Source organism: Mucilaginibacter sp. A3364, from assembly GCF_059690715.1.
Window position 1 is genome coordinate 208641 of sequence record NZ_JCAWED010000001.1, and the last position, 15405, is coordinate 224045.

The 15405-nt window shown below is 45.2% G+C and carries 12 protein-coding genes; 11 read left to right on the top strand and 1 reads right to left on the bottom strand.

Translation table 11 applies throughout. The features are described 5' to 3' along the window. Positions 1-33: 33 nt before the first annotated feature. The 11 genes from AC59JT_RS00850 to AC59JT_RS00900 all read left to right on the top strand — a co-directional run bounded on the left by AC59JT_RS00850 (position 34) and on the right by AC59JT_RS00900 (position 12677). Positions 34-783: a hypothetical protein gene (locus tag AC59JT_RS00850; protein WP_497395163.1), complete on the top strand. Its 750-nt coding sequence runs from the start codon at positions 34-36 to the stop codon at positions 781-783. A 74-nt stretch (positions 784-857) separates the two neighbouring features. Beyond that, positions 858-1619, top strand: coding sequence for a LamG domain-containing protein (locus tag AC59JT_RS00855; protein WP_497395165.1), 762 nt, complete (start codon positions 858-860; stop codon positions 1617-1619). A gap of 30 nt (positions 1620-1649) precedes the next feature. After that, on the top strand, positions 1650-2333 hold the full coding sequence (locus AC59JT_RS00860; protein ID WP_497395167.1) for a class I SAM-dependent methyltransferase: 684 nt from the start codon (positions 1650-1652) through the stop codon (positions 2331-2333). After that, positions 2333-3457, top strand: a complete 1125-nt coding sequence (locus tag AC59JT_RS00865; protein WP_497395169.1) for a glycosyltransferase — start codon at positions 2333-2335, stop codon at positions 3455-3457. Before AC59JT_RS00860 ends, AC59JT_RS00865 begins: the two co-directional genes overlap by 1 nt. A gap of 1 nt (position 3458) precedes the next feature. Continuing rightward, positions 3459-4223 carry a TylF/MycF/NovP-related O-methyltransferase gene (locus AC59JT_RS00870; RefSeq protein WP_497395170.1) on the top strand — a complete coding sequence of 255 codons (765 nt, stop codon included), beginning with the start codon at positions 3459-3461 and terminating at the stop codon, positions 4221-4223. Positions 4224-4235: 12 nt separating this feature from the next. Further along, the gene (locus tag AC59JT_RS00875; RefSeq protein ID WP_497395172.1) at positions 4236-5738 is read left to right on the top strand and encodes a lipopolysaccharide biosynthesis protein; all 1503 of its coding nucleotides are present in this window, start codon (positions 4236-4238) and stop codon (positions 5736-5738) included. A gap of 33 nt (positions 5739-5771) precedes the next feature. Further along, on the top strand, positions 5772-8831 hold the full coding sequence (locus tag AC59JT_RS00880) for a T9SS type B sorting domain-containing protein (RefSeq protein WP_497395174.1): 3060 nt from the start codon (positions 5772-5774) through the stop codon (positions 8829-8831). Positions 8832-8891: 60 nt separating this feature from the next. Then, a complete protein-coding gene (locus tag AC59JT_RS00885; protein WP_497395176.1) occupies positions 8892-9698 on the top strand; it encodes a class I SAM-dependent methyltransferase in 807 nt (268 codons plus the stop codon). A gap of 12 nt (positions 9699-9710) precedes the next feature. Further along, entirely contained in the window at positions 9711-10640 is a 930-nt protein-coding gene (locus AC59JT_RS00890) for a glycosyltransferase family protein (protein ID WP_497395178.1), read from the top strand. A gap of 11 nt (positions 10641-10651) precedes the next feature. After that, entirely contained in the window at positions 10652-11932 is a 1281-nt protein-coding gene (locus AC59JT_RS00895) for a glycosyltransferase family 4 protein (protein ID WP_497395180.1), read from the top strand. Next, positions 11925-12677, top strand: a complete 753-nt coding sequence (locus AC59JT_RS00900) for a glycosyltransferase family 2 protein (RefSeq protein WP_497395182.1) — start codon at positions 11925-11927, stop codon at positions 12675-12677. The genes AC59JT_RS00895 and AC59JT_RS00900 overlap by 8 nt, the downstream gene beginning before the upstream one ends. 182 nt (positions 12678-12859) lie before the next feature. Here AC59JT_RS00900 and AC59JT_RS00905 read toward each other — a convergent pair whose 3' ends face one another. Then, complete coding sequence (locus tag AC59JT_RS00905) at positions 12860-15361, bottom strand: YfhO family protein (RefSeq protein ID WP_497395184.1); 2502 nt, start codon at positions 15359-15361, stop codon at positions 12860-12862. Positions 15362-15405: the final 44 nt, after the last annotated feature.

Genomic DNA, 15405 nt, shown 5'->3' on the forward strand with positions numbered 1-15405 from the left:
CGTAAAAACCGATATATTTGTATGTTGATTAAAATGAAAAGGTTTTACTGGCTGATACTGACTATTGTTGTGACTTTTGCGGCTTGCCGTAAAAACATGACGCCATCAGCAGATATATGTCTGCATGATTCGTCTGTTTCGTACCTTAAACGCTGGTCGAACATCTACACGCAAACCACCATTTATAATACAGATGGTTCGGTTTTAAAATCTAAAATTGTGCTTGGGCACGGTTATTTCCAGTTAAACCTGGATTATACCTATAACCTTTACAGTGATGGCGCGCCCGAAGATGGTAAATGGGTGATAGATAACGATTGTATGTTTGTGCTCAACCCCAAAACCAATACCGAGCGCAAGTTTACTGTTACCCAACTCTCTGCCGACTCGTTAACCATTCGGCAAAAAGTAGGTAATACGGTATACATCCAGCATTACGCCACCTTTAACTGCCCGGAGTTTCCGTTACTGCAATTCAGGTGGGATAACGTATTTACTACCGAAACAATGTATAGCGGTAAAATGGTACTGGATACCAAATACACATACCCGGTGGGCTACTTCAGGCTTAATTCTGATGCAACTTACAACGTGGTAAGCAACGGTAACACGCTTAACGGTACCTGGGGCATATCGCAACCCGGCTGTTTACTAGTGCTGGATAAAAACAAGCCTTTGGAGCGCTCATTCGATGTGCAGAAGCTTACCAAAGACTCGCTCATTATCTGGCGTAAGGATACTGTTAAGAAGGTCAACTATTTGCAGTACTATAAAAAACACTAAGCTTTGTATGATAATTATTACACTGAATAACAGTAGGTAATTTTTATATTAGCGCTATAAACACTAAACCTTATATGAATAAAATTTTACTTTTCTGCTTCGCTTTATTTTTAGCTGGTTCTGCTGCTTCATGTAAAAAAGCAGAAGAAACCAAAACTCCTACTGTTGATAGCCTACGTGTTGGTTTGCTTGGTTATTACCAGTTTAGCAATGGCGGTGCCGATTCATCGGGCAAAGCTAATCATGCCTCATACTACGTTAATCTTACCCCGACTGCAAATAGGTTCGGCGCGTCACACTCAGCTTTTTACTTTAGCGGGGTAAACAGTTATTTAACTGTGAATGATAATGTGCCTTTGCGACTAAATAATACCGATTTTACGCTTAATGCCTGGGTAAACCTGGATAAATACAGCGACTCGTACGGATATAATGTATTATGTAAACACCTAACGGGTAACGATAATGGCTGGGCCTGGGGAGTAACCGGCGATGCCATATCTCCAAAAGGTGTGGTAACCTTTGGCCCGGGTAGCACCAGTGCTTTTGCGCGTGGTACTAAAGTGATCACACTTGGCCAATGGCATATGATAACTGCCAGTTATAAATTATCAACCCAAAAATTAACTATTTATGTTGATGGTGAACTTGATAATGTAACCAGTGCCATTCCTAGTCCAAACGCTAGTATTTCTTCAAAAATGTTTATCGGGCGCGATGAATTAACTGCATCGGCAGATGGCTACAATGTTAAGGGTGGGATAGATGACGTTAGAATTTATAACAGGCTATTAGGCGCTGCCGACGTTAAAAAATTGTACACCGCTAAAAATTAACAAATCCAAATAAAGAAGTAAATTAGCCGCATGAATGGCAATGACAGGCTAAACCCTACTATATTCCACCCGCGCTACGTGCATTTAAAGCATTTGCGTGACGAAACGTTAAAAACTATAAAGCAGTTAACCGCCCAAAATAACGAGCTGTTACTGGTGGATTTTGGTTGTGGCGACATGCCCTACCGATCGGTTATTGAGCCGATGGTGGGCAAATACCTGGGGGTTGATCTTGACCTTAACCCACGCGCCGAGCACCATATTGATTTTGATAGCAAAACTACCCTGCCTGATAACTATTGCGACATTATCCTGTCAAACCAGGTGTTGGAGCATGTTGATTCGCCTGCAGGATACCTGCAGGAAGCCATGCGCATTTTAAAGCCGGGTGGCGCGTTGATATTAACCACCCACGGCTACTGGTTTTATCACCCCACACCAAACGATTACTGGCGCTGGACGAGTGCCGGCCTCCGCAAAACCGTAGAGATGGAAGGTTTTAAAATAAATACCTTCTTTGGTATAATGGGTTTAGCAGCTAGTGGCTTGCAGTTGTTGCAGGATGCCATCATCAACAAGCTCCCTAAATTTTTGGTGCCGCCTTTTGCTTTTGTTATGCAGCTAAAAATAATGCTGTTCAATAAAATTAATTCGCAGCCGCAGCGCGATAGGGATGCTTCGTTATATGTAGTTGTTGCACAAAAACCCGAATAATGCAGGCTTACAATGTTTGTATTATAAAACCCAATAAAAACGCATTTTCTGAAACCTTTATTCAGGAACATATTAACCGTTTGCCCGGCAATAAGTATGTGCTTTATGGCGGCGCTTTCCCGGTTTATGATGATGAGGGCAGATATCTCATCCGTTCCTTATTCGGCTTGGTAAGCTATATTATCCAAAAACGGATATTTAAACAAAACAACATCGCGGTACGCACCAAAGCGCTGGCTCAATACCTCACCAATAAAAAAATAGATGTTGTACTGGCGGAGTATGGTATGGTTGGCGCCATGGTAACCAACGCCTGTCAAATGGCCGGCGTACCATTGGTAATTCACTATCATGGTGCCGATGTGCATCACCGGGCTACCGTAGCTAAATACCTGCCGTTTTACAAAAATTCGTTTAACTACGCCTCGGCCCTTATCGCTGTATCCGGCGATATGCTGAATGAACTGAAACGATTAGGCGCCCCTGCCAGTAAATTGATACTAAATCCCTACGGTGTAAATACCGATAAGTTTACTATAGCGGATGTTGGCGCTTCGGCAATTGAGTTTTTGGCAGTTGGGCGTTTTGTAGAAAAGAAATCGCCCTCGTCGGTCATCAAAGCATTTAAACAAGTGGTTGACGCATATGCCGATGCGCACTTAACCATGGTGGGCACAGGCCCTTTACTGGAAGCTGCGCAAATACTGGTAAACGGGTTAAACCTTGAAGGTAAAGTAACCTTCCCCGGCGTGCAAACTGCTACGCAAATACAGCAACTCATGCAGCAAACGCGCTGTTTTGTTCAACATTCGGTAACGGCTGCCGATGGCGATATGGAAGGCACGCCTAACACTATCCTGGAAGCAGGTGCATCGGGTCTGGCCATTGTGAGCACACAGCACGCGGGTATAACGGAAGCCGTCATCAACGGCGAAACAGGCTACCTCGTGGCCGAGCATGATATAGACGGTATGGCCGCTTACATGCTTAAATTGGCCGGAGACGTGCAGCTGGCTGCCCAACTAGGCGCTAAAGAGGCGGCACACATCCGCCAAAATTATGATATCAACTATAGGATAAATAACTTAGCCGAAATATTGCAGCAAGCAATAAAAACCAATTAACATGTTACGACAAATTATACGTAAGGCAATTAATAAATTAGGGTATGACCTGGTAAAACCCGACGAACGTTTGGTAATAAACGGCCTGCCTGCCGATTTTGAAAAAGAAACGGTGGCAACTTACAACAAGGTAAAACCATATACCATGACCACCCCCGAGCGTATATCTGCCCTTTGCGCCGCTGTAAACTATTTGGTTAAAAATAAAATTGAAGGCGATTTTGTGGAGTGTGGCGTATGGCGTGGCGGCAGTACCATGGCGGCTATTGATACATTAATAAAAGCCGGCGACAAAAGCCGCGAGATATTTTTGTATGATACCTTCGAGGGCATGTCGGCCCCAACCGAGCATGATAAGGTTTTTACCGGTACAGGTGCCGATGTATTGCTTGATGCCAGCGATAAAAACGATGCCACTTCGGTATGGTGCTACTCGGCATTAGACGAAGTGCAGCAAAACGTTGGCAGCCTTAACTATCCCAAAGAAAAAGTACACTTTGTAAAAGGTAAAGTGGAAGACAGTATACCTAAAACACTGCCCGGTAAAATTGCCCTGCTGCGTTTGGATACAGATTGGTACGAGTCGACCAAGCATGAAATGGAACACCTGTACCCACTACTGGTGCCGGGCGGCGTAATCATTATTGACGATTATGGCCACTGGGAAGGTGCCCGCAAAGCAGTTGATGAATATATTGAAAACAAGAAATTGCCATTATTGCTAAACCGTATTGACTATACCGGTCGTATCGCCATAAAATATTAATACTACGCCCTAATGGGAATTGTAAAAAAGCAGGCCTATAAAAATACCATTGTATCATACGCAGGTATGGTAATAGCGTATGTAAATACGGTTTTGCTTTTTCCCTCGGTATTCCCCAAAACCAGTAGCGAATACGGTTTTTATAACCTCATCATCAGTATATCGGTGTTGTATTCGCTGGTGGCCTCCATGGGTATCCCCAGCGTAATGGCCAAGTATTTCCCCTTTTATCGTACAGATAATAAGCTGCATAACGGTTTTATCCATTGGTCGGCCATATTATCGGTTGCAGGGTTTTTAGCCGCAACACTTTTATACGTCGTGTTCAGGCCCGTTATTACAGCGGCGTTTATTGATAAATCGCCGTTGTTTGTACAGTATTATTACCTGCTTATTCCCTTGTCGCTTTTTGTGGTGGTGTTTAATTACCTGGAGATGTCGGGCCGTATTATCTACCAAACTATTTATTCCAACGTGTTGCAAAACGTAGTGCTGCGTGTGCTTACATCGGTGTTTTTGGTGATGATCATTTTTAAAACCATCAACTTCCAGGATTTTATATTCCTGTACATTGCAGCCAATGGTTTAATATCATTGTTGCTGCTGATCAGCATCGCCTCCAGCGGAAAATTCAGCTACAAAATAACCGACTATCGTTTTAAAACCATAAAAAAGCGCGAAGTAGTAGGTTTTGGCCTGTTTACACTGGTATCAAGTTCGGTATATGTATTGCTGCAAAAGGTAGATACATTAATGCTTAGCGCCATGCTAGGCGACGGCGCGCAAGGTGTGTACAGCTGGTATTTTAACATCGCTATTGTTATAAGCGTACCCGCCCAGGCCTTAAGCCGTACAACGTATGCTATAGTGGCCGATGCCTGGAAAACCAAAAATATGCCGGCCATTGCCGAAGTATATTATAAAACGTCAATAGTACAAATGGTTATTGGCTGCCTGCTGTTTGTGGGCATCATTGTAAACCGCGAAAACCTATATGCCATTGCGCGCAACCAGGAATTTACCGATCCAAAATATTTTACCCTGTTTATTGCCATAGGCTTAGGTTTTTTGGTTGATATTACCGGCGGGCTTAATGCCTATATCATTTCCACATCGCATAAGTACAGGTTAATTACCCTGTTTGTAATGCTGGCGGTGGTGTTTTGTGTAACCTGTAACTATTTGTTGATACCCATTTACGGTGGCTTGGGTGCGGCGCTGGCTTACCTGTTTACCATGCTTGGGCTAAACTTTATTACCTGGTTATACATTAAATACCGCTTTAATATGCAGCCTTTTACGGCTAAGCATTTATTAGTAATTGTAGCCGGCGTGGCAAGCTTTTTGGCCGGATACTATTTTTGGCGTATGCCTAATGTTTTCCTGGATATTGCCATCCGTAGTGGGCTTACGGCAACCATTTACTGCTTATTGGCGTATTACTTTAAAATATCGACGGATATTAATGATAAAGTGGACGCAACCCTGAAGAAAGCTTTTCAATTAATTCGCTAATTATCGGTATCTTGTAAAGATATTTTGGAGTGAATGCCAGATAATTATAAACCGTTTTATCAACTCGTTTTTATTTTTTTATTGCTGCCGCTTGCCGGTATAGGGCAGCTATTGCCAACTATCCCCACCTGGGCCCTGGCTATGTCGGGGCAGTATAATAATTGCAAAGTCACCGACATGAAGGTGGACGACAAGGACAACATATATGTTACAGGGACCTATACAGGGAAGGTAGACTTTGACCGTACATTTGGCGGGAGGATGCTGCAAGCTATAGGTGCCGAAGATGTATTTGTGGCTAAATATAATTCGGCAAGCTCATTACTGTGGGCGGTGTCAATTGGCGGCGGCGGTGCCGATTTGTCTTCAGGCCTGGCTATCATTCCCGGCGGGCAGGTAACCATAACAGGCACCTTTGACAGAACCATAGATGCCGACCCCGGTGCGGGCACCAAAAGCCTTGTAAATAATGATAACAGAGCTCATTCGTTTACGATTAGCCTTGACGAAAACGGCACGTATTTATGGGCTGCCTGTGTAGACGGTACGAGTTTTAGCGCAGGCGAAAAAACAAGTATAAACACAGTTGGGGGCCGTACTACAATAGGCTGGTTTCAAACTGATGCCAGGGTGAATAACGCTATCGATTTAAATACACCAAGCCCCTACAACTTTACCAATACCGGCGGCAAAAGCGGGTTGATGATACAATATAACACTGCCGGCTCGGTAAATTGGGCTTTCCAACTGGGCCAAACCGGCGATAACTCATTGCATGATATTGCTCGTGGTGCTAACAATAGCATGGTTGTATCCGGCACATTTACAGGTACGGTTAATTTTAACCCGCTGGGCGCGGCTCGTAACTTAACCGCACCCGGGCCGGTAGCTTCGTTTATTGCTAAATATGGGGCAGATGGTAAGGCCATGTGGGTGCAACCCATACAAGGTAACGCCATAAGTTATGTAAGTGTTGATCTGGTAAGCCAGGCTGTATACGTTACCGGTAATGTGTCCTCCCCAACAGTAACCTTCGCGCCCGGTCAAATATTAACCGGCACCAATGCGCAGGATATATTCATTGCAAAATATAATGCCGATGGTACATTTGCCTGGGCAAAGCGTGTAGGCGGTACGGGCAGCGCTATCGAACCGCAAGATATAACTGCTAAAAACGATGAAGTATACATAACCGGCCGGTTTACCGGTAGGGTTGACTTTGACGCTTCGGCGGATATAGATATAAAAAACTATCATGGGCAGCTGGATATATTTATTCTTAAGTATGACGCCAATGGTAATTACCAATGGAGCGGAAATATGGGTAGCTCCATATGCAGTAAAGTAACAGCCGCCGGTATAGACGTTGATACGGAGGGTGAGGTTTTAGTGGCCGGCTCGTTTTGCGAGAATATAGTTTCTGATATGCGGGACTGTACACCTACCGAACTTGTGGCAAAAGGCGATGCCGATGGTTTTTTAGCCAAATACAAACCCCGGCCACTGCAAATATCAAATAATTATATAGACCCGCCGGCAGTAACTAAGTTTTGTAACGTATCCAAACCCGATATTCTAATGGGCAGGAAGCCGGAAGGAGGGGTTCTGAAATATGACTACCAGTGGGAGCGATCGGCCGATGGGTTTGATTTTGCTCCCATAGGCGGTGCTACAGAACAAACTTATGCTCCGCCGGCTTTGTATGCTTCGGGGTACTTTCGGCGTGTGGTACGTTCAGGTGTGTGTGCGGATGTATCCTATAGCAATGTGATACATTTTGTAGTTTTAATGCCATATGGCGACAACACCATCACACAAACAGGCGCAACCGCATTTTGTGGGCCTGCTGATCCGGGTGTTATTAACGGCAGCCCTGTTTCTACCGGTAACGCCACTTATCAATGGCAAATGAGCATAGATGCCAGCAAATTTGTTGATATCCCGGGTGCCACCAATACTACCTATGATCCGCCGGCGGTAAGCAGCACCACCTATTTCAGGCGTGTAGTAAATACAGACGATTGTAGTGTTCCGCCTTATAGCGATCCCGTTACGGTAACTATCTATCCGCCCGTTTTAAATAACAATATCATGCCTGCATACAGCCAGGTATGCGATGCTTCGGCTCCGCCTACGCTTAACAGTATTAATAAGCCAACCGGGGGGAATGACAAGTTTAGTTATCAATGGCAATCCTCATCCAATAATATCAATTTTACCGATATCCCAGGTGCAATAGCAGAAAGCCTGGTGCCCAGCTTAGTAAAGGGGACAGTTTATTACCGGCGGGTGGTTACTTCCATGGACTGCAGCAACCCGTCTGTAAGCGTTACAGTTTATTACCCCGATGATATGGCGGCGGGAGTAACCGTATCAACCGCGCAGTTGATGTGTGATGGAGAAAATGGTGTGCAATTAAATGCCACGGGTGGTACTACATACAGCTGGCTGCCGGTCACCGGGCTTTCAGATGCCAATGTGGCCAATCCTGTAGCTTCGCCAAAAACAACCACCACTTATACCGTTACCATTTCAAAAGGTGTGTGTAGTATCCCCAAATTGGTAACCGTAACGGTGGTAGTTAAACCGATGGTTACTGCGGGTGCCGATGTTGAGATGGTGGAAAACCATTCCATTAAATTACAAGGCAAAGTTACCGGCGATGCTAATGTTACTTATAAATGGTTGCCCGAAACATACTTGAGTGACCCTTCGTCGCTTACGCCAATAGCAACACCACCGCGTGACATTACTTACACGCTTATAGCCACTACTGCCGGTAAGGCGTGTTTTACGGTAAGTGATGATCTGTTTATCAAAGTATATCCGCGGTTGCATGTGCCAAATTCGTTTACCCCCAATGGCGATGGGCTAAACGATCTGTGGGAAATTGCGGCCCTGGCGGCTTACCCAAAATGCGAGGTGACCGTGTTTGCAAAAAACGGCACCCGGGTTTTTAAAAGTATCGGTTACAGCAAACCCTGGGATGGAAAAAATAATGCGCAGACGTTGCCGTTTGGTACCTATTATTACACAGTCGACCTAAAAGACGGCTCAAAAGTACTGGCCGGCTGGATAGCAATTATAAAATAATGTAAATGCCTGATTTTGTAATTATATAGTATTTTTGGCGAAGAGAACCAATTAGCATTAATGGAAGAAAAATACAGATCGGGTAGCGTTGTTTATGGTGATGATTTTACGCTGAGCCAGATACAGCAGTGGTACGAAGAGGAGACAGAAGCCTACGCCAACCTGGGCAGTAAAGATGCTGAGGAATACACCTACGGCTACGACGCGCTGAATACCCTGCACGGCTTTAACTACTTAAAAGGAAAAAGTTTTGAAAATGTATTGGGTCTGGGTGCTGCCTGGGGCCATGAGTTTTTCCCGATAATTGACAGGATAAAGAACCTGTACATTGTTGAGCCTTCGGACAATTTACGGTCGGATAAGTTGGGTGATATTGTACCAAATTATGTTAAACCTGCCGTATCTGGCGCTTTGGATTTTCCGGATAATACGTTTGACCTGGTAACCTGTTTCGGTACCATACACCATACACCCAACATTACGTTTATACTGCAGGAGCTGCACCGCGTTACCAAACCGGGCGGCTATATCCTACTGCGCGAACCCATCATTTCCATGGGCGACTGGACAAAACCCCGCAAGGGCCTAACCCGTCATGAACGTGGCATACCACTACCCATCTTCCGCAAAATATTCAATGACCTGAAGATGGAAGTAATTAACGAAGGCTTTTGCTTTTGTATGACGGCTTTCTTTCAACGCATATGGTCTAAATTTTTTAAGAAAGCTATCTTCACTCATAAAAGCTATGTGGTGTTTGATAAATGGCTGGCCAAACTATTTGCCTGGAATTTGCACTATCACGCTACCAAAAAACTGGAGCGCATAGCCCCGCAAAGCGTGTTTTATGTGTTAAAGAAAACCTAAAGCAGGCAGGCCATGCAAAAACTTGCCCCTATTGCCCTTTTTGTTTACAACCGGCCCGAGCATACCCGCCGCACCATAAGCTATCTGCAAAAAAATGAGCTGGCCGATGAAAGCCGCCTCTACATTTTTGCCGATGCCGCCAAAACCCCCGCCGATGAGGACCGGGTGCAGCAAGTGCGTGATATAGCTAACGCGACAACAGGTTTTAAAGCCGTAAAGGTGGTAGAGCGAAAACAAAATATGGGCCTGGCCGCATCTATTATCGATGGCGTTACCAAACTGGTTACCGAGTACGGCACGGTCATTGTTTTTGAGGATGACCTGCTATCATCACCCTATACCCTGCAATATTTTAACGAGGCCCTTTCCCGCTACGCGGAAGAAGAAAAGGTGATGCACATTGGCGCTTACATGTACAACCTGAAAGAAGCCAACGTCCTGCCGCAAACCTTTTTTTACCGCGCGGCCAGCAGCTGGGGCTGGGCAACCTGGGCCCGTGCGTGGAGAAACTTTGAGCCTGATATTGATAAACTGATAGCCCGGTTTGATACCGAAAAGATAAACCGCTTCTCCATAAACCACACCATGAACTTTTGGCGCCAGGTAAAGGAGTTTAAAGCGGGCAAGAATAACTCATGGGCCATACGCTGGTATGCGTCAGTATTTTTAAACGGTGGGTTGACGCTTAACCCAGCCAAATCGCTCATTAACAACATAGGGCATGATGGTACCGGTGTACACTCCAACCTTGGCGAGAACATGTATGATGTGAAGATATCGCAGCAGCCGGTAACCCAATTCCCTACAGAAATTAAGGAAGATGAGCAGGCTTATGCAGCTATCAAATATTTCCTGCGGCATCGTAAAGGCAGCCTGGTAAAACGCGGCTTGCGGTTTATGATGCAGATGAAGGCAAAGTATCTGCGTCAAGCTTCTAAATAAATGTATTTTTGATGATGCTAAAAGTAGTACACATTAACACATACGATGGCAATGGCGGTGCGGGTCGGGCGTGTATGCGCTTAAACAAGGCTTTGCAGGCTCACGGCGTCGATTCAAAAATTGTGGTGCACTATAAGTTTGGCAATAACCCGGAGGTGGGTACTTTTAACCGTAATTTTATTCAGAAGGCTTATACTGCCGCCGTTATTATTGGTGAGCGCCTTTTAGCTAAACGATTTCTAAAGCCCGCTCTTCGTACACCGTTCTCATTCGCGTGGTTTGGGCGTTCGGTTATACATCATCCCGATGTAAAGGCGGCCGATGTGATCAACCTGCATTGGGTTAATCACAGCTTCCTCAATCCCAAACACATTGCCGAAATAGCCAAACTCAACAAGCCGGTAGTATGGACCTTTCACGACAGTAACGCCTTTACCGGTGGCTGTCATGTGCGCTATACCTGCGATCATTTTAAGAATGAATGTGGCTTTTGCCCGCTGTTAAAATCGCCGGGGGCGGATGATGAATCGCACCATATCTGGGCGAAGAAGAACAAGGCTTATCAAAAGCTTGATTTTACGGTGATAGCCCCCAGCACCTGGATGCAGGACTCGGTGCGGGCCAGTAGCCTGATGCGGGGCAAGAACGTTATTAACATCCCCAACACCCTCGAAACAGACATTTTTAAACCGGCAGATAAACGCGAAGCAAAATTACAAGCCGGCCTTAATCCGGATAAGTTTATTTTTCTGAGTGGCTTCATGCCATCGCGCAAGGACCTGCACAAAGGCACGCAATACCTGTTGGATAGCCTGGATATTTTAAAGCAACGCCTGGGTGTTAAGGCTGATGATATTGAACTGGTAGTTTTCGGTAATCGTAATGCGGAGGACGTGCCTGAGTTTTCATTTAAAACAACATTTCTTGGCACCATAAACGATGATGCCAAGCTAGCCAATTGCTACGCTGCTGCTGATGCGTTTTTGATCCCGTCGCTGGAGGATAACCTGCCATATACGGTTATGGAAAGCTTGGCTTGTGGCACGCCTGTGGTGGCTTTTACAACAGGCGGTATACCAAACATGGTGCAGCATAAACACAACGGTTACCTGGCCACCTATCGCTCGGCAGAGAGTTTTGCCGATGGTATGGAGTGGACCGTAAATCACCCCGAAAAAGAAAAACTGCAGCAACAGGCCCGCCAAACTATTATGGATAAGTTTGCCGAAAATGTAATAGCCGCCCAACATATCGAACTATACCGTAATGTAAGGGGAGGAACTCATGTTTAACCCAAAACTGAGCGTTATAACCGTGGTGTTTAATGATGCCAAACATATTGAGCGCACCATGCTCTCGGTGTTAAACCAAACTTATGCCAACATCGAGTATATCATTATCGACGGCGCATCAACCGATGGCACACTCGACGTAATCGACCGTTATAATGATCGCGTTAGCAAATTAATAAGCGAAGCCGATAAAGGTATTTACGATGCCATGAACAAAGGCCTTGCCATAGCAAACGGCGATTATGTGCTATTCATGAATTCGGGCGATGAGATCTACGCTAATGACACCGCCGCTAATATCTTCGCGACAGCAAACAACGCTGATATTTATTATGGCGAAACTGAGATGATAGATGATACCGGCAATAGCCTTGGCCAGCGTCGTCATAAAGCCCCGGCTCAATTTACCTGGCGGGATTTTAAGTGGGGAATGAGTATCAGTCACCAGGCCATCTACATTAAACGAAGCTTAGCCGAGCCTTACGACAGCCGTTACCAACTTAGTGCAGATATAGACTGGATCATCCGCGCCGCGAAAAAAGCAAAAACCATAGTCAATGTAAACCAATATGTGGCACGCTACCTGGTTGGTGGCATGTCAAAACATAAACACCGCCAAAGTTTGCAGGAGCGTTTTGATATTATGAAACGGTATTATGGGTTGGTACCAACTGTTTTTAATCACTTGGTTATAGCATTTAACCTCGGGTGGTATTGGTTGAGGAATAGACGGACGAATGATTAGCCGCCTCAACGTCATTACGAGCGAGGAACGAGCGTAGTAATCCCCGATAGAAAGGTGTCTGCATCGTTCGTCGCTTGGGGATTGCTACGCTATCGCTCGCAATGACGCACAGGAGGGGGCGAGTGTAAAAGAAAAGAGCGATGAGTAACACCCATCGCTCTTTCGTTTATCCTGGCAGTAGCTTACACTTTCTTCTCCGCCGGTTTCTTTTTATTCTCGGTATAACCAGCAAAACCCAATGCCAGCACTAGTATTACCGATCCGGCCAGCGATATGCCTTCGCCGGTGTAGTATGATGTTGGGTGGAAATCAAACGTGATCTTGTGGTTACCAATTGGCAGCACTGCCGCGCGTAACAGGTAATCGGCGCGGAAGTATGGCGCTTCTTTACCGTCTATCTTCATGGTCCAGCCTTTGTTGTAATATATCTCAGAGAATACGGCTATCTGGCCAACAGACGAACTGCTTTGATATTCTAAATGGTCCGGATGATACTTGGTTAATTTGATGTAGGCATTCGCATCAACACCAATTTTAGTAGTATCTATCAGGCTTTTGTATTGCTCATCAACAACTGCTTCATCTTTTGGCGAGAAAGTGGTTATCTCCTGCATCTCCTGATCGCCGCCTTTAACAAAGTTTACACCGCGTACAAACCATGCATTGCCACAAGCCGTGTTGTTTACACTCATGTTGGTATTGTTGGTTTTCGGGTCGGCAGATATGATGTATTTTACGTTCATCATATCCAACACATCATGGTTAATGCTGCGGGCAAACTGGCGCTCAATAACCTCCTGTATGCGTTTCATACGTGCGGCCGAATAGCCACCAAATGACTTATGATAAAACGGATTGGTAACATCATAAATAGGGTTAGCAGTAGCATCAAAAACGCGGAAATTAGGGTCGGTATCGCGGGCTATAAACTGGTCAACCTCGCGCATCGGCGGTTTGTCGCTCACAGGTTTATCAGAGAAGCTTTCCTCTTTTAAGTAACGTTTGTCTATCTGCCATAAATCAACCAAAATAATAGCTAAAAAGCCCAGTGATAACAGGGTGACATTTACTTTTTGTTTGATAAATGCCCATAGTAAGCCAAATGCAATTAAAATAAAGATCAGGGTGCGTATAGCATCTGCACGCGCCAGGCCAATACGATCCTGTACAATGGCGTTAGATACTTCGTTGGCCAGGTTGTTATCACCTTGCAGCGTTTGCGCTAACTGGGCTATGCCTTCGGTTTGGGTTTCGGCGCGGAAGCTTAATAAAACACTTGGCAATACGATAAGCAGCAACGTTAAACCACCGCTGATATAAAAGGCAATTTTTAGTTTGTTTAACAGGTAGGTTTTATCAGCATTGTCAATAACCTCTTTAACTGCCAGCATGGCCAGTATAGGGAAACATAACATGGTTACCGACAAGATAGACTCGACCGCGCGGAACTTGTTATATAGCGGGAAATAGTTAAAGAAAAGGTCTGAAAGGAAAGGCAGGTTGGCGCCAAATGATAACAGCATGGTTAATACAACCGCGCCCAGCAACCACCATTTAATGCGGTCTTTAACCACAATTAAACCAAATATGAACAGGAAACAAATAGCAGCCCCAAAATACCACGGGCCGGCAGTAAACGGCTTGTTACCCCAATACATGCCCATGCCCTGCGCAACGCCGCCGCTGGCTATGGCCGATGCGTATTTAACAGCCTCAGCTTCGGGTATATTACGGTTGATGAATACTTTTGCGGTTGCAGAGTTTTGATCCAGTTGTTCTGTCCCTGAGCCTCCGCCATACACGTTTGGTACCAAAAAGCTCAGCGATTCGCCAACGCCCTGGCTCCATTCGTACGCGTATTTGCGGGTGAGCCCGTCTCCACCGCTACCTGCGGCTTTCACATCAAGTGCTAAATTTGATTTACCGCGGATGCTGTCTTTCCCATAATCATAAGTGCTCCATAAAGTAGAGGCATTTACGGCGATAGATAGTACAAGGGCCGCGCCCAGGTAACTGATTGACTTAGCAAAACCCGGCAGTGTTTTAGTTTTTATAGCGTGAAATAATTCAATACCAACCATTATTAACAGGGCCAGCATTAAATAATAGGTCATTTGAACGTGGTTGGCCCTGATCTCGATAGCCAGGAACAAAGCGGTAAGCGATGCGCCGAGTAAGTATTTTCCGCGCAGCGTTAAAATAATACTCGCTATAATTGGTGCAAAAAAGGCTATGGCAAACACCTGGTTTGAGTGCCCGGCAGCAATATAAATAATGTTGTAGGATGAAAAGGTAAACGCCAGGGCGCCGGCAGCGGCCAGCCAGGGGTTCATGCGTAAAACGATGAACAAAAAGTAAGCGCCGGCTAATAGCAACAATACGATGTCGATAGGATCAGGGAATGTATACTTAAGGCCCGATACGATATAGGTAGTGATGTTGTTGGCGTAGGGAGCCCATATCTGGAAGGCAGGCATACCACCAAAAATCTGGTTGGTCCATAAAATGGTTTCGCCGCTTTCCTTGTATTTGTTGATCTCGGTTTGGGTTGATTGCGCGCCTATAACATCGCTTTGGCCTAATACTTTACCTTGAAAAGCAGGGGTGAAGTAGATGAAGCACACCACAAAAAAAATCCCGATGATGGCAAAATGGATGCCATTGCGCTTGAACCAGTTACTCATGTAAGTTTTTTAATTGGAAATAATATATAAAGCTCAAAAATAGA

Bases quoted from the DNA above. Each gene is read 5' to 3' on its own strand.
- AC59JT_RS00875 (WP_497395172.1), top strand. From the start codon at position 4,236: ATGGGAATTGTAAAAAAGCAGGCCTATAAAAATACCATTGTATCATAC.
- AC59JT_RS00895 (WP_497395180.1), top strand. From the start codon at position 10,652: ATGATGCTAAAAGTAGTACACATTAACACATACGATGGCAATGGCGGT.
- AC59JT_RS00855 (WP_497395165.1), top strand. From the start codon at position 858: ATGAATAAAATTTTACTTTTCTGCTTCGCTTTATTTTTAGCTGGTTCT.
- AC59JT_RS00905 (WP_497395184.1), bottom strand. From the start codon at position 15,361: ATGAGTAACTGGTTCAAGCGCAATGGCATCCATTTTGCCATCATCGGG.
- AC59JT_RS00890 (WP_497395178.1), top strand. From the start codon at position 9,711: ATGCAAAAACTTGCCCCTATTGCCCTTTTTGTTTACAACCGGCCCGAG.
- AC59JT_RS00900 (WP_497395182.1), top strand. From the start codon at position 11,925: ATGTTTAACCCAAAACTGAGCGTTATAACCGTGGTGTTTAATGATGCC.
- AC59JT_RS00865 (WP_497395169.1), top strand. From the start codon at position 2,333: ATGCAGGCTTACAATGTTTGTATTATAAAACCCAATAAAAACGCATTT.
- AC59JT_RS00850 (WP_497395163.1), top strand. From the start codon at position 34: ATGAAAAGGTTTTACTGGCTGATACTGACTATTGTTGTGACTTTTGCG.
- AC59JT_RS00860 (WP_497395167.1), top strand. From the start codon at position 1,650: ATGAATGGCAATGACAGGCTAAACCCTACTATATTCCACCCGCGCTAC.
- AC59JT_RS00880 (WP_497395174.1), top strand. From the start codon at position 5,772: ATGCCAGATAATTATAAACCGTTTTATCAACTCGTTTTTATTTTTTTA.
- AC59JT_RS00870 (WP_497395170.1), top strand. From the start codon at position 3,459: ATGTTACGACAAATTATACGTAAGGCAATTAATAAATTAGGGTATGAC.
- AC59JT_RS00885 (WP_497395176.1), top strand. From the start codon at position 8,892: ATGGAAGAAAAATACAGATCGGGTAGCGTTGTTTATGGTGATGATTTT.